At 65.3% G+C, this 20,403-nt stretch carries 20 protein-coding genes and 1 tRNA gene; 9 read left to right on the forward strand and 12 right to left on the reverse strand.

Features of this window, described 5'->3' with window-relative positions; all coding sequences use genetic code 11:
• Positions 1-1,039 precede the first annotated feature (1,039 nt).
• The 5 genes from NF557_RS02380 to NF557_RS02405 all read right to left on the reverse strand — a co-directional run bounded on the left by NF557_RS02380 (position 1,040) and on the right by NF557_RS02405 (position 4,464).
• A complete protein-coding gene (locus NF557_RS02380) occupies positions 1,040-1,591 on the reverse strand; it encodes a GrpB family protein (RefSeq protein WP_252621501.1) in 552 nt (183 codons plus the stop codon).
• Positions 1,592-1,873: 282 nt separating this feature from the next.
• A complete protein-coding gene (locus NF557_RS02390; RefSeq protein ID WP_252621502.1) occupies positions 1,874-2,122 on the reverse strand; it encodes a DUF6290 family protein in 249 nt (82 codons plus the stop codon).
• A gap of 192 nt (positions 2,123-2,314) precedes the next feature.
• Complete coding sequence (locus NF557_RS02395; RefSeq protein ID WP_342454498.1) at positions 2,315-2,785, reverse strand: DUF6036 family nucleotidyltransferase; 471 nt, start codon at positions 2,783-2,785, stop codon at positions 2,315-2,317.
• A gap of 100 nt (positions 2,786-2,885) precedes the next feature.
• Positions 2,886-3,404: a helix-turn-helix domain-containing protein gene (locus NF557_RS02400; RefSeq protein ID WP_252621504.1), complete on the reverse strand. Its 519-nt coding sequence runs from the start codon at positions 3,402-3,404 to the stop codon at positions 2,886-2,888.
• A gap of 136 nt (positions 3,405-3,540) precedes the next feature.
• Entirely contained in the window at positions 3,541-4,464 is a 924-nt protein-coding gene (locus tag NF557_RS02405; protein WP_252621505.1) for a tyrosine-type recombinase/integrase, read from the reverse strand.
• Between the two features lie 475 nt (positions 4,465-4,939).
• On the opposite strand from NF557_RS02405, the gene NF557_RS02410 reads away from it, so the two are divergent.
• Positions 4,940-5,275, forward strand: a complete 336-nt coding sequence (locus NF557_RS02410) for a hypothetical protein (protein WP_252621506.1) — start codon at positions 4,940-4,942, stop codon at positions 5,273-5,275.
• A 242-nt stretch (positions 5,276-5,517) separates the two neighbouring features.
• Here the strand turns inward: NF557_RS02410 and NF557_RS02415 are convergent, their stop codons facing one another.
• The 4 genes from NF557_RS02415 to NF557_RS02430 all read right to left on the reverse strand — a co-directional run bounded on the left by NF557_RS02415 (position 5,518) and on the right by NF557_RS02430 (position 8,921).
• Positions 5,518-6,801 carry an alpha/beta hydrolase gene (locus tag NF557_RS02415; RefSeq protein WP_252621507.1) on the reverse strand — a complete coding sequence of 428 codons (1,284 nt, stop codon included), beginning with the start codon at positions 6,799-6,801 and terminating at the stop codon, positions 5,518-5,520.
• Positions 6,798-7,034, reverse strand: coding sequence for a P-loop NTPase fold protein (locus tag NF557_RS02420; protein ID WP_252621508.1), 237 nt, complete (start codon positions 7,032-7,034; stop codon positions 6,798-6,800). The genes NF557_RS02415 and NF557_RS02420 overlap by 4 nt, the downstream gene beginning before the upstream one ends.
• 152 nt (positions 7,035-7,186) lie before the next feature.
• Entirely contained in the window at positions 7,187-8,404 is a 1,218-nt protein-coding gene (locus NF557_RS02425; RefSeq protein ID WP_342454499.1) for a glycosyltransferase, read from the reverse strand.
• A gap of 25 nt (positions 8,405-8,429) precedes the next feature.
• Entirely contained in the window at positions 8,430-8,921 is a 492-nt protein-coding gene (locus tag NF557_RS02430) for a hypothetical protein (RefSeq protein WP_252621510.1), read from the reverse strand.
• Positions 8,922-9,072: 151 nt separating this feature from the next.
• Here NF557_RS02430 and NF557_RS02435 point away from each other — a divergent pair, with 151 nt between their 5' ends.
• The 5 genes from NF557_RS02435 (at position 9,073) to NF557_RS02455 (ending at position 15,267) form a co-directional block, all read left to right on the forward strand.
• Positions 9,073-10,770, forward strand: a complete 1,698-nt coding sequence (locus tag NF557_RS02435) for a sensor histidine kinase (protein ID WP_252621511.1) — start codon at positions 9,073-9,075, stop codon at positions 10,768-10,770.
• Positions 10,767-11,399, forward strand: coding sequence for a response regulator (locus tag NF557_RS02440; protein WP_252621512.1), 633 nt, complete (start codon positions 10,767-10,769; stop codon positions 11,397-11,399). The genes NF557_RS02435 and NF557_RS02440 overlap by 4 nt, the downstream gene beginning before the upstream one ends.
• Before the next feature lie 381 nt (positions 11,400-11,780).
• Entirely contained in the window at positions 11,781-12,299 is a 519-nt protein-coding gene (locus tag NF557_RS02445) for a hypothetical protein (protein WP_252621513.1), read from the forward strand.
• A gap of 1,205 nt (positions 12,300-13,504) precedes the next feature.
• Positions 13,505-14,155, forward strand: a complete 651-nt coding sequence (locus tag NF557_RS02450) for a hypothetical protein (RefSeq protein ID WP_252621514.1) — start codon at positions 13,505-13,507, stop codon at positions 14,153-14,155.
• 8 nt (positions 14,156-14,163) lie between these two features.
• A complete protein-coding gene (locus NF557_RS02455; RefSeq protein WP_252621515.1) occupies positions 14,164-15,267 on the forward strand; it encodes a helix-turn-helix domain-containing protein in 1,104 nt (367 codons plus the stop codon).
• 252 nt (positions 15,268-15,519) lie between these two features.
• Here NF557_RS02455 and NF557_RS02460 read toward each other — a convergent pair whose 3' ends face one another.
• The gene (locus NF557_RS02460) at positions 15,520-16,005 is read right to left on the reverse strand and encodes a spermidine synthase family protein (protein WP_252621516.1); all 486 of its coding nucleotides are present in this window, start codon (positions 16,003-16,005) and stop codon (positions 15,520-15,522) included.
• A gap of 444 nt (positions 16,006-16,449) precedes the next feature.
• Here NF557_RS02460 and NF557_RS02465 point away from each other — a divergent pair, with 444 nt between their 5' ends.
• Positions 16,450-16,983: a hypothetical protein gene (locus NF557_RS02465; RefSeq protein ID WP_252621517.1), complete on the forward strand. Its 534-nt coding sequence runs from the start codon at positions 16,450-16,452 to the stop codon at positions 16,981-16,983.
• Between the two features lie 140 nt (positions 16,984-17,123).
• Here NF557_RS02465 and NF557_RS02470 read toward each other — a convergent pair whose 3' ends face one another.
• Entirely contained in the window at positions 17,124-18,227 is a 1,104-nt protein-coding gene (locus tag NF557_RS02470) for a DUF4062 domain-containing protein (RefSeq protein WP_252621518.1), read from the reverse strand.
• Between the two features lie 314 nt (positions 18,228-18,541).
• Between NF557_RS02470 and NF557_RS02475 the strand changes: the two genes are divergently transcribed.
• Positions 18,542-19,075, forward strand: coding sequence for a hypothetical protein (locus NF557_RS02475; protein ID WP_252621519.1), 534 nt, complete (start codon positions 18,542-18,544; stop codon positions 19,073-19,075).
• Between the two features lie 571 nt (positions 19,076-19,646).
• Positions 19,647-20,036 carry a tyrosine-type recombinase/integrase gene (locus tag NF557_RS02480; protein WP_252621520.1) on the forward strand — a complete coding sequence of 130 codons (390 nt, stop codon included), beginning with the start codon at positions 19,647-19,649 and terminating at the stop codon, positions 20,034-20,036.
• A 149-nt stretch (positions 20,037-20,185) separates the two neighbouring features.
• Here the strand turns inward: NF557_RS02480 and NF557_RS02485 are convergent.
• Positions 20,186-20,258 (reverse strand) — tRNA-Lys (locus tag NF557_RS02485).
• Positions 20,259-20,403 lie beyond the last annotated feature (145 nt).

A 20,403-nucleotide genomic window follows, 5' to 3' on the forward strand; every position in this document is an offset into this window, starting at 1 on the left:
GAATGATCATTCTCTTGACCTTCCTCACTGCGGTCGCCACATCGGTTCACACGGCCTCATCACGAGGTCTTCCCTGGAATCAGCCCTCGAAATCGTGCAGGCTGACGATGTACGTTACAGAAGCCATGCCTCAGCGCGTCACCCGTTCCACCGGCACCCGAGCGAGGCGCACCGGCCAACTCGGGCGGAGACAGCTTCCGACCCCGGGGGCTGCGTCCTTCGGACAGGCCACGCCCCGCAGCACACCCCGGCCATTGCGACAGCACAACAGCCGGTCGGCGGCAGAAGCGAGCACAGTCCGCCCCCACCCGGGATACAGTCCAGCCGTGCGCCACTCCGCCCCAAGCCGTTACGCGGCCATGACACTTCTCGCAGCCGCTGTTCTGCTTGCTGGCTGCTCGAGTGACCGGGAGGACGGTTCCACTCTCAAGGCAGATCCGGATCTTCCGTTCGCGTCATTCGAGCGGCCCGCGGATGGCAGCACCCTGAAGTATCGCGGCGAGGCGATGGCGCCGGATTGGTCTTTCCAGGGGACGGTCGCTTTTCGAGGCGGGTGCTTAGGGGTTGTTTCCACCGATGACTCGGGGGACCCCGCGTTCGTGACGCTAGGGCTACCCATGCCTGTCTCTTGGGATGCAGGATCTCAGACCGTGAGTGGGACTGGTTACGAGTTCGCTGTGGGGGATGTGCTCGATCTGTCCGGAATGCTCATTGAGGATGACACCGCGCTACCCGCGGCCTGCCAGGAGGAGACTCGCAGGATCCTTGTCAGCAATGACGCCTGGATCAGCTCGGCCAGATGAATCGAAGGCCGGCAAGCTCCTAGTCTCCGGGGCCAGCCTGGCAAGTTGTTTCAGACCCGCGACGTCATGTCCGCACATCGGCGTCTGAGTGAGCTCCCAAGTACGGCGAGTCCAAGTTCCGGTAGCAATTCCCCTGCGGATCGCGGCGCAATGACGTGCCAACGACCCGTCGCTGATCGCGCCCTCGTGGCCGATGCGGGCGTTCTGGCAGTCACCCGCCGTGGCCCCTTTGCCTGCTACGGCGCCGGGGACACGGGCGGTGACTCGGCTCGAGCCCTGGACACGATCTCCTCGACGATGGCGCTCTTGGCGTCCGCGTAATCCTGGAGGTGGTCCCACCGCTGCGCGGCCAGCTCAGCCTTTGCGGTTGCGTACAGGCCGCGATCGGCAGAGTCTGACCGCAGTCGGTCGCGGAACGCGAGCATGCGCTCGATCTCCGGGCACCTCGCGCTGAACACGTGCAGGTTGACGTCGTCCACGCCGCCCTTGAGCATGCGGTGCTCGTGCCAGTTGGGCTCGCGGACACGGAGGGCGAAACCCTGTGACTCCAGCGGCGGCACGTACCCGGGCTCGGCGGCAGAGTCGTCCACGGCCAGCACAATGTCGACGACCGGCTTGGCCACGAGGCCCGGAACCGAGGTGGAGCCGACGTGCTCGAGCAGCATGATCGCATCGCCGAGCGCCTCACGGACCAGCCACGCCTGCGCGCGGTACCGCTTGGGCCAGGCCGCGTCGTACTCGACCAGCGTCACCTGCCCGTGCTTCGAATCACGCTGATCGCCCGCCAAGCCAGTCTGGCACGACGCTACGTGGAGGCTCTCCCGCTACCGGATACTTGACCTCAAGCGCGAAATGGCGCGCGTTGGAATGTTCGCCCGGTCGACGGGAGCGCGGATGACTCAGGGCAGCAGTTCCCAGAACTGCTTTCGGGCGGGCATCGCGTGGATCACTATCTCCTCGCCGCTCTTGAACACCAGGACGACGGTCTCGAGCAGGCGCCTGAGTATCGAAGCCGAGCCGCAGCTCTCGGTGTGGCCACTCACCATCCTTGAGCGCGCTGCGGTGTACTTTCACGCGGCGTGGTCGGCCAGCGCCCGCCGGATAGCTTCGGAGCGGCTCACGTGTTCCCGCTGGGCGTAGGCATCCAGCGCGGCGATCTCCTCGGTCGTGAGTCGCACGGCGATGACCTGCATGGGCTCGGCCCCGCGCCCCGGACGGCCTCGCCCGCGACGCTTCAACTTCTCGACGTCGTAGCCAGCCTCGGCTTCGTCCGCCCACTTCTGGATCTGCTCGTCACTCACCTGCTCGTCAGTCGCCATGAACAAATCGTATAACGAAAACCTGATGGAGGGTAGGGGGACGTCGGCACGTGGACCCGCCAGCTACCCCATCTCGCCAATCGCCGCCCCCTCGCGACGCTGGGGGTGCGTCGCCCTGGTCGCGGCTATGACGCGCCTTCGGAGCTCCCTGCGCGGCGTGTGAGGGGGCTGGACTGCTGGCCTCTAGGTCGCTCACTCCCGACGGTGGAGGGAGGTGAGCCAGCGGTGAGCTGACGACGCGGCTCTTGCGTGGTCCGGGTCTAGGGTGGCGAGCCGGCCCAGGATGACATGGGTGTCGACGAGGTCGGCACGGACAAGAGCGGCAACGAAGTTGCGGTCCTTCTCGCGCAGGGCGCAGAGCTTGGCCACACACAGATCTTCCTTGTCCAGGCACCATCCCGTGAACTGCGGATCGCCCCCTGGGGCCGCGGTGTTCGCATTGGTGACGGGCACCAGGCGGTCACGCCATCCGGACGGGAGAACCGATGTCTGCAGGTAGACTCCGTCGATGCTGAATCCGTGCAGATCCTCGAAGGGTGAGAACTCTCCTGCTACGCCCTCGATGAGATCGGCCAGGCGAGCGGTCTCGTCGTTGTCTGCGGCGATGGGCAATATGTCGACCTCCATTGACATGGTCGCTGCCGCTGGGAGTTCCTCCTCCACGATTGAACCCAGGATCGCCTGCGAGCCGACGACGATGATGTCCGGGTGACCGATGATCTGACATGCGTCCGGATGGCGTGTTCGAGTTGATCCCGGCGCATCAACCCACCTGTGCTAGCACCTCGGAGCGCTCTTGCTCTGAGAGCAGTCCACGCATGGGAGAGACCTCACGCATCTCAATGGAGTCCCGATCGAGACCCGTCGACACGCGCTTGAGGCCGGGGAGGTCCCTAGTGTCGACCAGGACCTGCCAGCGATGCAGGTTCCGCTCATGCGGCTCCCCGGTTACTCCCCTGTGCAAGCGCGACAGATTGCCCTGGATAACCGGCTCCAACACCTCCAGGGTCTCGCGCGTCAGACGCGAGGAGATCCTCCGGTGCAGCAGCCACGACCGGCGCTCCGAGCGAGTTAGCTCAGGCCGGACAACGCTGCGGACAACCTCCAACCGTCGCCCCATGCAGGACAGCAGCCGATCAAGCTGCTCGTCGCTCAGATCGACACGTCCGGACAGGAACTGACTGATGCTCGGCTGATGAACCCCACTCAACCTGGACAACTCGCTCTGGCTGGTGCCCGTCTCACGCATCACCAGCTCCAACACGTTCCCGCGGTCACCCATGTCACTACTATAGCACTAGCTGCTATGGAGCAGAGTGCAACGAATGGTCAAGCGGTTCAGGACTTACGCCGTGGGTCCAGAAACGCCCGACTCCGGCAGCCCGAACTGGATGGAACTGACGTCATGGAAGGGGTTCCTAAACGCCGGCGACGTAGGCGGTGAGGAAGTGGACGCCGTGGCGGTCGAGGTTGCCCCGGGCTCGGTCGTAGTGCTCGGTGGTTCTGGGGTCGGCGTGCCGAGCGAGGATCTGCGCATCCCGCAGGGGGACGCCTGCGTCCAGGGCGTTGGTGATGGCGGCGTGCCGCAACGAGTGCGGGCTGATATGCCTGGGGATCTGGGCTGTCCGCGCGATGCGCTGTACCATCCGGTACACGTCGCGCCGGTCGATCGGCCTGCCCGAGAGCGGGCGCAGCACCAAGGGGCCGGTGGTGCGCTCACCTCGGCAGGCCTCCAGGACCCGAAGAACGGGCACCGTCAGCGGCATCGTGGCGGGCTTGTTGCCCTTGCCGACCAGGTGCAGAACCCGGTGTCCACGCAGGACGTCCGCGTAGTCTTCTATCCGCACCGCCGCGGCCTCCGAGGCCCGCAGTGCGTTGATCCCCAGTAGGAAGGCTAACGCGCCGTGGTGGACGGTGATGGTCTGAGCGACCTGGAGAAAGCGGATCAACTCCAGCCGGTCCAGGCCCTGGGTACGGGACTCGTCCCGGTGGACTTTCGGGAGCCGCGCGTACACGGCCGGATCAGCCGGGATGGTGCCGTCGATGTGCGCGAAGCGGAAGTAGCCCCGGACGGCGTGCATCGTCGTGTTGACTGAGGAGTCCATGAGGCCGGCTTCTCCGAGATCGCGGATGTAGAGCTCGACGTGTGCTCGTTGGATCCCGACCAGTGGGTCCAGGCCGTTGGTCTCGCACCACGCGAACCAGCGCCCCAGTTGTGCCCGATACAGAGCGTGGGTCGCTCCGGAGTAGCGAGCCAAGAACGAGACCGCCGCGAGCTGCGCGGTGCTCATCGAGGACGGCTGGAATGGCAGCACCTTCGTCGAACTGTTTGTCGTGGACATGATCGCCTCCTGCGGCGACCTTGGTTACCAGCCCCGGTCGATGCCCGCCGCAAGCGCGACGGGGCTCTGAAACCTACGACGCTACGCCGACTCAACACCGCGTTCGGTCGCGGCGGAAGGACGTACTCTTCGCGGCCTCAGGCGTGGAGTTGAGCCGGCGTGGAGTCGTCACCCAATTGCGAGGCTTCGGACTACGTTGCGTGCAAGGGGTTGTCGGCTCGGGCAGGGAGGGAGGTGGCGGATGTCGGTCGGTGTGCATTGCAGGCCACGGATGGCGTCGTGGTCTTTGCCGACGGACCGGTCACTTCGTCGACGGCCAGACGCAATCTCACACGACGGCGAAGTTGGTTCCGGCTCCGCATGACCTACCGTTCGTTGTGGCGCCGCTCGGCCGGGCTTCAGTGAACGGTGTGAGCGCCGTGAACTTGGTGGTTCTCGAATCCTGACTGAGTTCCCTTACGAGGAGGCGCGCGCGATGGACCTCCGCACCGTCACGACGCACTTGGTGTCCGGGCTGTTGGGTGCTGACGCGGTCTGGCCGCAGGAGGGGTTCAGTGAGAACGACGAACCTCTGCGGTCAGGCTTCTCAGTACTGGTGGCCGGATATGGATCGGCGACGGTCGGTTCGGCGGAGGTGTGGACGGCCGCCGTCGCGACGGGTGGGTTGCCGCCGGAACTGTCGGTCGACTTGGTGACTGTCTGCGGGCCGGGCATGGAGTCTGACCGCATCGACCGGAACCTGTTCGACAGTTCTGAGGAGGACCTGGACTCGGAGACGCTCAGCGACGGCCCGGCCACGTACAAGCTGTGAGGGCACTCGATGACGCAGGTGCGGCACTGCGCGGAGGAGCGCCTTCGAGGCGCTGCGGAGTCGAACCTGCTTGGCTTGTACGCCGGAGGCGTGGGCGGCTGGAGGTTGCTGGCGCAGGTGGGGTCGGACGGGCCCGTGGAGGTCGTCGGCGGACATAGACACGATGGTTATCTTGAGAAGCGGGTCCAGGCCTTCTCACGATTCAAGCGCCCACCCTTGGCGACGCTCGACCGCGAACCGGGTTAGAGGCCCGCTCGGCCGGGAATGTGTTCGGCGACCCAAGTGGCTGGGTCGTGGGTGGCGCTGTGTCCGAGCAGGTTCCATCCGAGGGTGACCTCGGTCAGATTCTTCGCGGGAGCGAGGCGCTGGGGTGTGCCTGCGATGAACAGGACGAGGTCCCCCTTCATGCGGATGTCTACTATCCGGCCCACTGAGGTGGCCGCGTCGTTGACGTACTGGGTGCCGGGGGCGCTGAGAAGGATGAGCTCGTGAGTCCTCGCTCCGGTCGTGGCCGCGATGGCGGCGACCTCGCCGCCGTAGGAGTGAGCGAACACTGACTGCATCCCATTGGGAGCGACGTCGCCTGCCCAGTCGACGAGGTCTTCTGCGGCCTGGATGCGTTGACTCTGGCTGTAGGCACCGCTCCAGCTGAACCGTGCACCACGGTTGTACAGGTTATTGCGAAGATGAGTGCCGACGTAATGGTGAAATGCGCCCTTGGGTCGCCACCAGTTGCCTTTCCAGCCGAACGTGCCGTGCACCATCGTCGAGACGACCAGGGCGCCGGGCGGCGTCGGGTAAAGGCTGCTCGTCAATGCGCGGCCATCGCCTCCAAAGTCATCTGCCTGAGCCTGGCGGACTGCCTCGACCATGGACAGGACTACTGGGTCGTTCGAGTAGGCGGCGACACGGAGTCGCACGCCTATAAGGCCGCGAAGTGCTACGACCTGGTCATCTGCCGTCTGCCGTCCGGTTCGTTCGACGAAGTCCTCGAACGCCTCCGTCCACCACTCCGTGTTGAGATCGACCCGCGGCGGGTCGGGCCACGCCGGTGTGGTGACGTCAGTTGCCAGCCATGCGATTGGGCCGTCGCGGTAGGTAACGACTCGGGCTAGCGCAGCTGCGCCGGCAACGGACTCTCGTTCGGAGTTGCTCCCGAGGAGCGCGAAAAGGAATTGAATGGCCGCCGTTGGGTCGGCGTTCTGGTTGAGCGCGGTCCATGTGCGCAACCGTTCCTCAGGGCTCGACCGGTCGATGAAGTCCGGGCCGTACCAAGCACTACCGAAGGCTTCGACCAGGCGGGTTTCGCCCGCCAAGCCCGCGATCGCGTCGCCAGAGAAGCCGAGTTCCTCGAGCGGGCCTGTGAGACCCTGCAATAGCCTTTGTGCGTCAGGGCGCAGCAGCGTTGCGAGTGCTGCGCCGCGGGTGACGTTGGTTGGCTCGGACTGGAGGCCGCCCGCGGACGAGGGAATGCCCGAGTCGGGCTCGAACCCGTACTCACTCTCTACGCCACCCTGCTCGCTCATGGTCGAACAGTAGTGAAGCCTGTGCCGGGAGTGCCGGGTCGGACGCTGAGGACCACGCTCCGTTGCCACGAGCTCTTCCCACTGCCCCACGGGCCGGTGAGCCCGAAGACGATCGAGTCCTCCCACGAGTGGCTGTCCGCAATCAGCCGGGCGGCATGGACGGCGTAGCCAGCCCGACCGAGCTCGTCCTCGCTCCTGGCCGTGATCGGCGCGTCTGTCCAGGGCGTGGGCACGTGGCAAGTCTCTACCAGAACGTCGGCTCTGGTCGACAGCACGCCGGACGAACCCTGCACACGGGCGGCGGATAGACGCACATGTCGTCAACAGATCCGTCGTTGGCATTCCGCCAACGTTCGCCACTCGGAGACGGATTCAGACGTGCGGATCAGGGTGTCTCGTCGGTCGCCGTCGCGGTCTCTTGGTGGAGGGCAGCGAGCGACTCAAGTAGCGGCACGATCTGTTCGGCGGGGAGAAGTTGCGCGATCTCGTTCGCGGCGGCTGCGGCGGCATTCTTGTACGACGTATCGGTGAGCAGGCTCCGGACGGCATTTGGGAGGGCGCGCATGGCTTCGCCATTGGGCTCCAGGCTGAGGCCCGCCCCGATGGCGACTACTCGTTCGGCGTTGAGACCCTGGTCCAAGGAGAACATGGGGAGAACTATTTGAGGCACGCCAGCTGCGAGTGAGCACATGGTGGTGCCGAAACCGCCGTGCCCGACAACGGCAGCCGCGTGGGGCATGACATCTGCTTGTGGCCACCATTGCTCGACCTTGGTGTTGGCTGGTACGGCGCCGAGGTCTGCTGGGTTTAAGCCGTGGCCTGTGGTGAGGAGCACGCGGATGGGCTGGTCGGCCAGCGCGGCGAGGATCGACCGGTAGATGTCTTTGAAGCTCGCCAACGAGCCGGCAACCGAGCCAAGGCTGACGTAGACCAACGGGTGCTTCTGATTGCCCCAAGCGAGGGGAAGATGTCCTGTCGCGTTGGCTGGTTGGTCCCGGTACCTCACTGGTGAGGGACTCGACGGCGGCCCGTCGAGCAGCTGGGGAACTGTGCTGAAGATCGGTGCCGTCCTCATCGCGATGTGGCAGCTGCCGTGAGGTATTTCCATCAGTTCGTCGAGTTCGCGCAGGGGTGCGGCGACGATGTCGGTAACAGCGTCGGTCATCGCGCGTACGCCGATGGCAACCGTGGCGTGCGCGATGCCGCGGTGGCGGGCCACGGCCAACGACGCGAACTCGCAAGGCTCGCGCAGAATGAGGTCGGGGCACCAATCCTTCGCGATGTCGCGCATTCCGGGCAGCGCTGCCTGCGCGTCGAGGCGCCCGAAAATCTCACCGATGACGACGCGGTTTGCCTCGTCTTGCGACAGTGAAGGTAGTCGACCAAATATCGACCCCATGATCTCGGTCGGCACGTCGTCGAAGGGTGCGTGCTCGAAGCCCGACGAGGTGACTGTGTAGCTGAAGGATGTCGGCGCCGCCACCCGCACTTGGTGCCCGGCGGTCACGCACGCCCACGCCAACGGTAGGAGCGGCGAGAAGTGTCCAGCCCCTGCGGTGGAACAGACCAGCACCCGCATGGGGTGCTTCCCTGACGTGCTCATGGAGCCACCCTCTCCGCATCAGATCTCAGACGGCTGCGTTCTCGACGATGCCGGCGATGTTGCCACCGAAGACGGCCACGATCACGAGGACGGCAACGACGATGCCGGCGATGCCGAACCCACGTGCAGCGCCGGTCACGGGTTGACCGCCCTTGGCGAGCCCGGCTCGGACGGCGGCGACCGTGCCGAAGGCCGCAGGGGCGCCGGAGAAGAACGCGGGCAGGGTCAGGATCGACAGGGCTCCGAGCACGATGGCGCCCCGTGGGGCCTTCTCTCCGGTGAACATGTTGCCCAGCACGAGTGCGACGGCGAGCCCGAGGATGCCTACCCCGGCGATGACGGGGAGCTGTTCGGCTCGCGAATAGCCACCCGCTCCGAAGTCTTCTTGGAGGTCCCAGACCGCGGAAGCGGCGTTGAACAGGAAGTTGGCCACCGTCGTCAGGAGGAACACGCCGCCGATGAGAAGGGCGGGTGCCACGCCGCCATTGTGGGTCGATGCCGACTCGGTGCTTGTCATGGCGTCCTCCTTGCCGCCGCGGGCTCTCCCGGGGCTCTGCCAGAAGACTTGCCGATGGTGCATCCCGGATGCAAGGCCGCGCGTTCCCGCGCGTTCCCGGGCCTTCCCGCACGTCTCCCCAACTCACGCGGTGTGCGAGACGATGATCGACGTGGCGAGCACACCGCCCGCGTCCGGCGGGATCCCCATCGCGGTCGTTGCCGCGGCAGTGGCGACGGGAGTTGGGTTCCTGCCCGGGATCAACGCCTTCGACGGCCCGGTGACTGCTGTTGAGCTCCAGTCGCTTGCCTGGCCACCGTTGGGCATGGTTGCTGCCCTGGTGCTGGATCGCGACCCCAGGTCGCGCCTCGGATGGGTGCTGACTTGCCTCGCTGTTCTGCCCTTTGTCGTAGCGCTGATTGCGTTCCTGGCCCCCCTAAGTGGCGCCTTCGTCGAGCGCGTGGAGGTCGTCTGGGAGGTCATGGGAGTAGTGCCGCTTCTGGCTGCTGTCGCAGTCATCTCTTGGGCACTGGGCCTTGCATCTGATCGGCTCTCGCGGCGTCGGATGACGTGGTTCCTCGGTTGGGCTGGCGTCGTCGTCGCTGTCGTCGTCGTCTCCACCCAGGTCGGTGACCTGCAGGCTGCGGCCGTTGCCACCATGCTGGGCCTGTGGTGGCTCGCGTCGACGCTTGCCTTGCTTGCGACAGCGAACGAGCTGCGGCCGATCGACGAACCGGTGGTGGAAGCCGCGTGTGTGGGTGCTGCACTCGTTGTCGGCGGAGCTGTCGGTGTGCTGATGCGGTGGAGTGCCCAGCAGGGCAATGTTCCTGCGCCCGAGGTGGCAGGCGCGATCGTCGCGGCGATCGTGTGTGCGCTCGTGATGCCGGTCTCGTGGTGGGCGCGCAACCGCCATCTCCAAGCTCGCTACGGCAAGGGATCCCTCTCTCGCGAAGATGTTGCCGCAATCACCGCTGACCTTCGCTCGCAGGCAGATCCCCGCGTGCTGTTGAGCAAGGCTGCCGCGATGGTCGCGGCGGCCAGCGGGCACCGTGACGCGATCGTCCTGCTCGGCGACGACGAAGGCGAACATGCTGCGCACTGGGTTGTCTACCCGTTGGTGGTGGCCGGTGAGCGGGTGGGCACCGTTGCCGTCGACCCGCTCCATCCCGAGGGTCCGGAGCCGCGACAGACGCGCATCGTGGACCAGATGGCCCCGACCCTGGCGCTCGTGGCCCGTGGGGTCGCTCTCGCCGTCCAGGCAGAGCATGCGCGCCAGGACGTGCTGCACGAACGCGACGACGAACGCAGCCGTGTGCTTGGCGACCTGCACGACGGACTCGGACCTCTTCTCGCCGGTCTCGGCATGCGTGTGCAGGCGCGTGCTCGCTCCGAGCCCTCAGACTGGCTGAGTGACCTGTCAGCAGACTTGGCCGATGTGCGCGGAGAGCTTCGTCGAGTCGTGTCGGGCCTGACACCGTCTGCACTCGACGATGGCGACCTGACGGATGCGCTCCAGCAGCTTGTCGCATCGTTCCGGGCCGGTGGAGCGGACGTGCACCTGAGTCTGGGTCTTACGATGGCGCCGCCCCACGACGCCTCGGTTGCCGTCTATCGGTTCGTCGCCGAAGGCGTCACCAACGCGATTCGTCACGCGGGAGCCGCGCAGATCACCGCGATTGTTCGGGATCGAACAGGCGCGATCGAAGCCGAAGTCATCGATGATGGCGTCGGAGGCGTGTTTCCCCTCGGGGTCGGGCTCACGTCGCTACGCCGTCGCGCCGAAGGCCTCGGAGGCGCGTTGCGGATCGAGGGCGCCGTTCCCCGAGGTACGCGACTGTGCCTCACGCTTCCGACGGGGGAGGCGCCATGACCCGCGTCCTCGTCGTCGACGACCACCCTGTCGTGCTGCGGGGACTGGCCTCGCTGATCGCGTCGGACGACGGCCTCACCCTCGTGGGCGCTGCTGGCAGCGCTGGCGAGGCTCTCGCGCTTGTCGAGGAGCCTGATGTCGCGGTCCTCGACCTCCACCTTCCCGACGGAGACGGAATCGATCTCGGGCGCATGCTGAAGTCCCGCTGGCCACGGCTGCGTGTCCTGATCCTGACGATGAATGCCGACAGCAACTCTGTCGTACGCAGTCTGGGCGCCGGCCTGGACGGGTACGTCCTCAAGGACGCCGATCCGGAGGAGCTCCTCTCGGCCATACACTCGGCAGCCACCGGATCCCTCGTGCTCGGCAGCGGCGCCAGCGAGGCAGTCGTACGGGCGACGGCATCGGCGCCGAGAACTGACCTGCTGAGTGTCTTGGATGCCCGAGAGATGGAGATCCTCGCCCTGCTCGTCGACGGGCTCTCCACCTCACAGGTTGCATCGCGCCTCTACCTGGCGCGCAAGACCATCCTCAACCGGGTCTCCGACATCGTCGGCAAGCTCGCAGTCGACAACCGAGCTGAAGCCATCGCGCTCGGCAAAGCTGCAGGCCTTCAGCCAAGTGAATGATTAGTGGCGCGCCACTCTCACAATGCTGCGCTCAGAGCTGTCGCTCAGCATCCCGCCCTGCCGGAGATGTCGGACGTACAGCCGACCGCAACTCGGCGGATGTGCGCGTCCCCGACAGGCGGCGGTTTGATGTGCGTGCGGACTAATGGGACGACGCGACGTGAGGATCGGCGGCTGGCGAGACGCTTCGTGGATTGCCAAGTTCATCTCTGGAGTGACGCTCCGTGCCCGCCCGGCCGGTGCACGGGGCACGCTTGTGGAAGCCAGACACGCAACCGCTGAGAGCTGTTCGTCGGACCCAGAGGACCCTGACTCCTTGGCTAGGGTGTTCTCTAGATCCGCCCGGCGTGGCGGTCGATCTGATGGAGGGGGTCAGACCCGATGGACTTCTTCTGGTTGGGCATGGCGTTCGTGGTCGCATTGCTGATTCGCTTGGACGCCAAGTTCACGGGGCCCTACTTTGCATTCTCGGACGCGGTCTTCGCCTTCTCGAGGGTGGCTGGCAGTTCGGGTGGCAGGAACGTGTGGCTGGCACTGGTCCGTCGAGCCGCGTACCCCTTCGTTGGCGGACTGGCGATCCGCCTGGTCTCCCATGACCTGACGAACGCCGTCGTCTCAGGTCTGCTCGCAATGGCGCTGCTCATCTGGCCAGCTGTGTTCAACGGCCTGCCTCAAGCCCTGTCGACGGCGCAGGCACTGATGCTCTACGGCGGGCTGCTGCTCCTCGGCGGGGGTCTTGCGGCGACGGGATGGTACGTCGCGGATGGATTTGGCTCACTCGAGGCCATGCTCAACTACCTGTCTGACCACATGGCGGGCATAATCTTTGGAGTGGTCGTCACGGCCTTCGGCGTCGGGGCCGTTGGCGTGGCCAAGAAAGACAGAGGCACTTCAGGATGACCATTCCGCCTGCTTGCACATCCACGTTCCTGACGCAGTATCGAGGCCGCCTTGCACGCAGCGCGCGGTCCCGCGTGTTCGTGCGCGTCCATCGCGTGGCCCTAGAGCAAGCCGCCGATGACCCCAGACTCCAGGAGTGCGTACCGTGGCTGCTGCGGGTCGCCCTTGTCGAGATGACTGAGAGGCCGGCACCGTTCCGACTGGCCGAGTGGTGCGCCCACGCGGTTGCAGGACGTTGGCGCCCGTTCACGTGCGGACCCATGCAGATGCGCTCTGCCAAGTTCAAACTAAGCGAACAGGTCGGCACTGCATTGCTGGCTCTGTCTCAGGTCCCCGGTGAAGACAGGACCACGGCTGGTGTGGCCACCCACTGGCACGGGGCAGCCGTGCGTCAGCCGGGCGCCGCATTCAGCTATCCGCAGGCACTCGACGCCGCTGGCGAGATCTTGACTCTCACGGCGGTGGGGTCCGACGCCACGGAGAGCGCCTCACGGGGGTGACGCACCTGGCCGCCATCACCGGCCCTTCAGAAGGAGCTGATCCCACCCTGGTCTGGGCGCGCCGTCGCCGGTCTGACGCCTCACCCGGATCGCGGCGCTATGACGCACCTGCGGAACGAGCGACCCGCAGCAGAAGCGCGCGTTCACACGTCAAGGGCGCATGACTGGCCCAGCCCGCAAGGCGGCGGTACGTTCACCTCATGGACCCAGTGATGATTGCCGTCGTGGCTTTCTTGTTCCCAGTGGCTGGGCTGGTCCTGGTCGTGCTTTGGTGGCGTCGTCAGGACGCTCGACGTATGGGGCCGGACACTGAGCCCACCAGCCCTGCCTCGTTGAGTGACCCCGCTCAGAACCGCCGTCGTAGGGACAGCCGCCAACGGGGACTCATGGGCTGAGCGATTCGAGTGCGGGGGCACAGCACAGTCGGGTTTCGGCAAATGAGTGCGTCGCATGCGGCCAAATGACGCAACACTCACCGCCCCGGTCTTCTGAGGCACCACCCCCGAGGCGGTTGTAGAACTCCGTCAACCCTGGCCGCGCTGGGCACCTTCCAGCACGGCTGGACCAGGCCGGGTGCGAAGGGGCCACCGAACGCAACTCGCCGGCTATTCCGAGTTGCAACGCGCCACGACCGGGTTGACGATTCGCAACCTCTTATGAGGTACTGTTTCGTCAAGCACCGCACCGTCGTAAGGGGTTCAAGCCATGACCATAGTCGCGATTGACCATGTCGCAGAGGGCCGCTTCCAGCAGCTCGGTCTCAGCGCAGACCTGCTCGTCCGGGCGTTGCTACGCGCCGATGCTGAGGCCAAGCTGACCACCGGCCTCGAGCCGCCTACGGCGGAGGGAACGACCCGGTATGGGAAGACCGTGCGCTACGTCCGCGAGGAGCTCATTCCCCTGGGCTGGAAGTCAGACAACTACAGGAACTTCTGCCGGACGATCCACCCGAGCGGCTCCTTCTCGATCGCGACCAGCTCTGGCGACGAGTTCACCGGCGTCGACGTCCCGGGGATGAAGCCGTCGACTAAGTACCCCAAGGGCGACCTGACCGCCCTGGCGGTCAAGCAGAACGCTAACCAGGGCGTGCTCGACCTCGGTGACGACTACGCGGTCGGCGCAGTCGACCTGGCAGTCCTAGCGAATATCTGGATCCTTCTCCAGCGGGTGACCGACGAGACCATCTACGCCGAGCTGTCGCTGCCCACGGGGATCGAGAACGGGGTCATAGTCGACTGGGAGGAGCGAATCCTTCTCCCGCAGATCTCGCGCCAGAACCCGCCTCCGGCCGTGGCGGTCGAGGAGCCCCCGTCGGGCGACGGCGACGCGTACAACGTCGAAGTCGCGCTGCGCTAGGCGAACAGGTGACGGAAGCCATGCTGAACCCAACGCGACTGTCGGCTGCTCGAAAGCGCCGCGGTTGGACCCTGACGAAACTGGCCAGCGAGACGGGCTTGAGCCGAGTGAGCCTTTCGGCCTACGAGAACCAGCACCAGGATCCAAGCCCGCAGACCCTGGCCACGCTGGCCGGAGCCCTTGGGGTCGAGGAGGCGTTCCTGACGGCCGACGATCTTGACGAGATCCCGGTCGAGTCAGTCAGCTTCCGAGCCCTGAGCAAGATGACGGCACGCACCCGCGATCGCGGACTGAGCTCCGGACGCATCGCCATTCTCATCAACGAGTGGATCGAGCAGAGGTTCGCGCTCCCAGACCCCGACGTGCCGACCTTGACCGGGCGCAACCCAGAACTGGCTGCGCAAGAGGTTCGGGCTCGCTGGGGGCTGGGTGAGCACCCCATCGGCAACATGGTCCACCTTCTCGAGGCCCACGGCATCCGAATCTTCTCGCTGACTGACGACACGAAGGAACTCGATGCCTATTGCCTGAACTGGCACGGCCAGCCGTTCATCCTGCTCAGTCGGGAGAAGTCGGGGGAGCGGCGTCGGTTCAACGCCGCTCACGAGTTGGGGCATCTGGTCCTTCACGGCGAAGACAAGATTCCCAACGGGCCCGATGCGGAGGCCGAGGCGAACCAGTTCGCCGCGGCGTTCCTGATGCCGAGGGCTGGTGTGCTGGCGCAGGGACTGACCAACGCCTCAGTGCACCAGGTCCTCGAAGCCAAGAAGCGTTGGAGCGTCGCCGCGATGGCTATGGCGCACCGCGCGAACGAGCTCGGGCTGATGACGGAGTGGGCATATCGCACTGTTTGCATCGACCTGTCGCGCCTCGGCTACCGCCGCGGTGAGCCGCGCGGCATTCCCCAAGAGTCGTCAATGCTGCTCACAAAGGTCATGCAGCAGCTGCGCGCAGATCAAAGCGGTTTGGCAGCGATCGCAGCTGATCTGGGTCTGAACGCTGCCGAAGTTCAGGCCTACATGATGGGCCTTACGCCGCTTGTGGTCGGCGGCCCGTCGGGAAGTCGCACCACGGGCCGCGAAGGCCACCTTCGAGTGATCGAGAACCGATGAAGAAGCTGGCCTTGACCTCGCCGAGGTAATCACGTTCCTCATTCAACAGCGCGACGACCCGTTTGAGGGACCGACTCGGCCTCGTTGGATGGTCGCCAGTGCGAAGCGGAGCGGAGCGGCATCTGCAGGCGATCTGTCGGTCAGCAAAGACAAGCGCTTCGACAATGAGCATGAGCGGCGCTGTGACGCGCTGCAGGGCACCGTCGCTGATCGCGACTCGCGGCAACTCCGGACGCTCCTCGAAGCAGGGTCCTACGTCGAAACGGGTGCCCAGTTCTCGACGGCTCGTTGTTCGGCCGCCTCGATCACCGAGCGACTGGTTCGGGCCATCAGATAGGCGCCCAGAAGCACCGGGACGCCCAGCACCAGAATGTAGGGCGTCGGAGTGAGCGAGTCCTCAACCAGGAACGACACAGCGAAGCTGACCGCCAGTCCAATGGTTGCGGTCGTCAACAGCGCCGTCCACCACGCTCGCTTACGGTCGCGACTCCCGCCGACGGTCACGGATGTGGCAAGCCCGGCAGCCAACCCGATGAGGGCGCCGGGCAGCACGCCATAGACCGCGCCCAGGAAGGGCGCTAGCACCAGTGCCATGGCCCCGGAGAAACCACCGAAGTCCTGCCCGAGGGCACCGATGACCGCAAGGACGGCGAAGATCGCCCCCGTCAGAATTCCAACTGCGATGCCCCAACCGAATCCGGCTGCCGTGTAGCGCCAGTCGAAACGCCACGTGCCCACAAGTACTCCTCACCGTGAGTGCTCCCGGAACACCCGGGGTTGCCATGCGAAGATTACCTTGACGCCGAGCCGAGCAAGCCCATCGACGGGTACGTCTGACGTTCGATACGGCCGCCCGACTCGCGGCGAAGTGACGCGCTCATGGCACCTGTGGGCGTTGCCGCCCTCTCGATCAACCAGAGGTTCCGATCGGCGTACTACATGTATCGCCCATGGTGCCAGATCCGGTTGTGCCAGTGCCGAGGTGGACGGTCGGAGTATCGCTGACGGCAGCGTCCTAGCGCGATGTGAGAGGTGGGTCGAGAACGGCGGCGTCTGGCGACCTGGCAGGCACGCGAAGAATCGATCGAACCCGACGACCAGTGGGCAGATTGAAGGGCGTCAGCGTTCGCTGCCATGCTGCAACTGATGGGGACAGCGCCCCTCCCCGAGAAAGGAAGCAACATGGACGTGATGGACAAGCACGAATCGTGGGTCAAGAACACCAGAGCGATGCTGACGGACAGGGCGACTGGCCCGGGTAGGCATGTCTGGGACCGGCTCGCGCGGCTGCTGCAATACGCGGAAGTGAAGTGGGTGGACGGCGAACTTCTTGACGCGTCTATGCGTCTGAACGGGACCCTGCTGGTTTTCACCGATCTGATCGTCGCCATCGTTGAACTCAAAGACGAAGAGCGTCGGCACGACCACGGCTTGGCGAGAGAGGAAGGGGTCACGAATGTCCAGTTAGTCCCTCGCTCAGGGCTGGAGAAGATTGATGTTCTTGCAAGCGAGACGGACCGCTACACCAATGCCAAGTGGCGTTGGCTGCGCCTGGGCGAGCACGGCACTTTGCACGACGACTGGCCAATGGTCGCGCCCATCACCTTGCGCTATCGCGGTGGCGTCACCCTCACTGTCAACGGTCCCCTGCGGGACCTTGGCGGTGCGGATATGTCCGACTTCATGGAGACATTGCTCCGCGACCTAGCAGCCTGAGGGGCGAGAGAGTCGTCCGCAAGCACGGTGGGGTGGTTCTCCGCTAGTGCCCCCAACGGGTGTATCGGCGCCGCCGCAGGTGGGGACTTCGGGGTCGCTAAGCAGGAGTAAGCAGGTACGAAGGCACACGCGCAGCAATGTCAACGTCCCATGACACTGGTGAGGCGGGTGGCCAACACGCTGGCGACTTCGGCGGCTCCGCTGGTAAACACGGCGTCCGAGACGGACTCATCAGGTGTGATCCGGATAGGCCGATCGTTGCCAAAACCGAAGGACGTCGCTGAGTTAGGGCTGACACTCACCATCATCGACCCGCCTAGCCCGACGCTGATGGCGAACCTGCCCCCAGTCAGCACGTTCAGTGAGCCAGCCAATCGCAGCTGTTCGGTAATGATGGACACGAGGATGTCACGGCTAACTTGCGCGCCGATCTGGGCTCGCGGCAGTGTCGTCCACACCGATACCTGACCGGACCTGGCGACACGCACGCCACAGAGCTGAGCTGGTGCATCGTGACGATGGGATGGCTGCGCTCGTTCCGGCACCGTTATGATGACGTGTTCGTCGGTGGCGACGGGTTCTACGCCAAGAGCCATTGGGACCGCGCCGAAAGTGCGCAGCGTCCCGATGAGCGCATCGGGAAGCTGGTGGATCTGACGGACTGTCCAGCGGTTCCCCTCCAGAGGGACGACGTGCAGCTCGACGTACGTGTGCTCTTGACCGTGTCCCCACCCCCCGGACGGGTTATCCCACTCGTCCTTCCAAATCACCACCGGTGGGGCGCTGAGCGGCTCGTATGTCAGCGGCGAGGGTGCGCTCTCAAGCCGCCGGATCGTCGATGCCACCTTGGTAAGCAGGTCGGGAACGTCAGCGTAGTCACTCCAAAAGGCGCCACGGGCGTAGTCACCCACCTGGCCGATGAAGGCGTCCTGCGCCGGCTCAGGCTCAGCGCCCTCTTTGCGAAACACGACAGTATCGATGCCTCTGCGACGGGCTTCGACCAGTTCGTCGTGGGTGGCGGACTGGCCAGTTTCCGGGAAACGGTAGCCATAGTGGGGTCCGAGTAGCAAAAGGTACAGGTCACTGTTGGCGACGCCGTCAAGGCACGCCTCGCGTGATGGGTCGAGCTGAGCGCCGAAGTCCTCGAACATGATCGGCACGTGCCCCAGCGCACGGATGAGACCGGGGAGGGCGCGTCGCTCGTCCTCGAGGCCACTCTTGACACTGCTGATGAACACGCGCATGGAGTCAGCATGCCAGCCCGGATCGTGACTGGCGGCTCGAGGGAGACCGGAGCGCCTCCGCCGGCCAGCCCGTCACATGACGTCAAGGGGCGGGGGGTCGCACGCGTCGACCAGCCGCGTAGTCGTTAGTCGCCTGTGGAACGTCGCTTCACTTCCGAGTGGTGAGATCGGCTGCACCTTCAGCAGATTCTGGCGACCGGGACGGCTGCGCCCAAGACAGGACATTGACCTAGTGCCCGTCGAAGACGAACCAGTCCTGCGCTGCCTTGGTCACCGACGAGGTGGGGAGCGTGATCAGCGTTAGGGTTAGCAGGGTGTTGGACAACGAAATAATCGATCAGAGTTGCGACCGCCATGGAACCGAGCGGCATATGTACATCCACGAGGCCGGCCATGCTGTGGCCGCCTTGGACAACGGCATCCCGTTTCGCGCGGTGATCGTCTATGCCGATGGTGACGGACCGAAGCTGAACGGAGTACTGCGAGAGGCATGGGCAGAGGTAGACACCGGACCTGACCCGAGCGTGTGGGTCGAAGTTGACCGGGTGAAGGCATTTCGTTTTGTCTGTGCAGGCGCCGCAGCCGAGACCGCCCTGCTCGAGCACGCCATTGAGGGCGGGTTCGATGAAGACTTTAAAGTGTGGCGCGTAGGTGCTGGTGCGACTCAACCAATGAACGAGGCGCAGGTCGATGAAGCAATCGGAGCCCACCATCAAGACATCGTCGACGAGACAGATGAGTGGGCAGGTCAGAACGCTGGGCGAATCATCACCCTAGCAGACCACCTCGGCGCCCTATCACCAACAGCCGAAGTTCTTTACGACGAGGTCGTCCGGCTGATGTCCTAATCAGCGTCTGCGGCTGTCACATTCGGCACGAAGGTAATGGCGAGGGGGAGGTGCGGAAGTTGGCCGGGCTCATACCGCAGCTAGGAACGCGTTCGCCCTAGTTGTATTGGGCGGTTGCGCGCGCGCGGTCACGCCCCTTCCGAACCCCACAGCGTGCCGTGCGACTCTGGACGATCGGTCGGCCGCGTCATTCTGGGCGGATCGACGCTGCCCCCAGCGAGCGGAGTGGATGATGCGCAACTCAACGGGGGGTGGCCTACGGGGTGGCTAACTAGACGCGGGGTCCTAGCTAGCTAGACGCGCGCGGCGCGCTTGGAGGGCAGAGTAGAGGCGGGGGAGCGTCGGCTCGATGATGTCGAGGTCGTCGTGGTTCAGCCGGTTGGTTTGCCGAGCCCAGTCGAGTTTGTCAAGTAGGTAGAGCCACTCTCGTGCTGACCTTGGGGCGCTCTGGTCCGGCACTCTGACAACGCGCTCTTCAACGACCGTGCGTAGGACCTCGACCGGGCGAGGCCATGGCCGAGAGCGACGGCTTGCAGTCAATCCAGCTCATGGCGTCCGGTTGCCAAGCCTCGTGGCCCAGTGGGGCGACCACGTCCTGACTGTCGACCAGGTCGAGGAGCTAGCAGCCTGCGTGCGACACCACGCCACGCTCGTCCGTGTCGCCGCCTACTGCGGGCTGCGGTGGGGAGAGGTGGCAGCGTTACAGGTCGGCGATGTCGACCTCAGTGCCAGACGGATCATGGTCGAGCGAGCACAGGTCGCGATCTCAGGCCGTGTCGAGGTCAAGGCTCCCAAGTCCAGGCACGGTCGGCGCCGTGTGCCCATTCCGGGACGTCTGGTGGAGGAGCTGCGCGAGCAGATGGGCGGACGCCCTACGACGGCGTTGCTGTTTGTCTCGTCGGAGGGGGAGAGGCTGCGGGCATCGAACTGGAAACGGTGGTCGGATGGACCGAAGCGGTGATGGCCGTGGGTGGCGGCATCCGGTTCCACGACCTGCGCCACACCCGTGCCAGTCTGCTGATCCAGGCCGGCGCCACGCCTGTGGAGGTCGCTCCTGCGAGGCAGACGCTGAGGCGGCCGAAATGCCTCTGACCAGCAACGATACGACAGTGGGCCCCGTGGGACTCGAACCCACAACCTACGGATTAAAAGTCCGCAGCTCTAACCATTGAGCTAGAGGCCCTGGGCCCGGCGGGACGTGTCGCGAGACGTCACCCGGGCCGGACGCAGTCTACGTGCTCCTTGCCGCGAACGCTGGCTCACCATCGGGTCAGTGGCTGGGTGAGAAACGGTCCGATCCGCTCCACAAAGGCGCGCGAAGCGGTCCG

Source organism: Ornithinimicrobium cryptoxanthini, assembly GCF_023923205.1.
In the GTDB taxonomy this organism is placed as follows: Bacteria; Actinomycetota; Actinomycetes; order Actinomycetales; family Dermatophilaceae; genus Ornithinicoccus; species Ornithinicoccus cryptoxanthini.

Bases quoted from the DNA above. Each gene is read 5' to 3' on its own strand.
- NF557_RS02390 (WP_252621502.1), bottom strand. From the start codon at position 2,122: ATGGCGACTGACGAGCAGGTGAGTGACGAGCAGATCCAGAAGTGGGCG.
- NF557_RS02400 (WP_252621504.1), bottom strand. From the start codon at position 3,404: ATGGGTGACCGCGGGAACGTGTTGGAGCTGGTGATGCGTGAGACGGGC.
- NF557_RS02405 (WP_252621505.1), bottom strand. From the start codon at position 4,464: ATGTCCACGACAAACAGTTCGACGAAGGTGCTGCCATTCCAGCCGTCC.
- NF557_RS02410 (WP_252621506.1), top strand. From the start codon at position 4,940: ATGGACCTCCGCACCGTCACGACGCACTTGGTGTCCGGGCTGTTGGGT.
- NF557_RS02415 (WP_252621507.1), bottom strand. From the start codon at position 6,801: ATGAGCGAGCAGGGTGGCGTAGAGAGTGAGTACGGGTTCGAGCCCGAC.
- NF557_RS02425 (WP_342454499.1), bottom strand. From the start codon at position 8,404: ATGAGCACGTCAGGGAAGCACCCCATGCGGGTGCTGGTCTGTTCCACC.
- NF557_RS02430 (WP_252621510.1), bottom strand. From the start codon at position 8,921: ATGACAAGCACCGAGTCGGCATCGACCCACAATGGCGGCGTGGCACCC.
- NF557_RS02440 (WP_252621512.1), top strand. From the start codon at position 10,767: ATGACCCGCGTCCTCGTCGTCGACGACCACCCTGTCGTGCTGCGGGGA.
- NF557_RS02445 (WP_252621513.1), top strand. From the start codon at position 11,781: ATGGACTTCTTCTGGTTGGGCATGGCGTTCGTGGTCGCATTGCTGATT.
- NF557_RS02450 (WP_252621514.1), top strand. From the start codon at position 13,505: ATGACCATAGTCGCGATTGACCATGTCGCAGAGGGCCGCTTCCAGCAG.
- NF557_RS02465 (WP_252621517.1), top strand. From the start codon at position 16,450: ATGGACGTGATGGACAAGCACGAATCGTGGGTCAAGAACACCAGAGCG.
- NF557_RS02470 (WP_252621518.1), bottom strand. From the start codon at position 18,227: ATGCGCGTGTTCATCAGCAGTGTCAAGAGTGGCCTCGAGGACGAGCGA.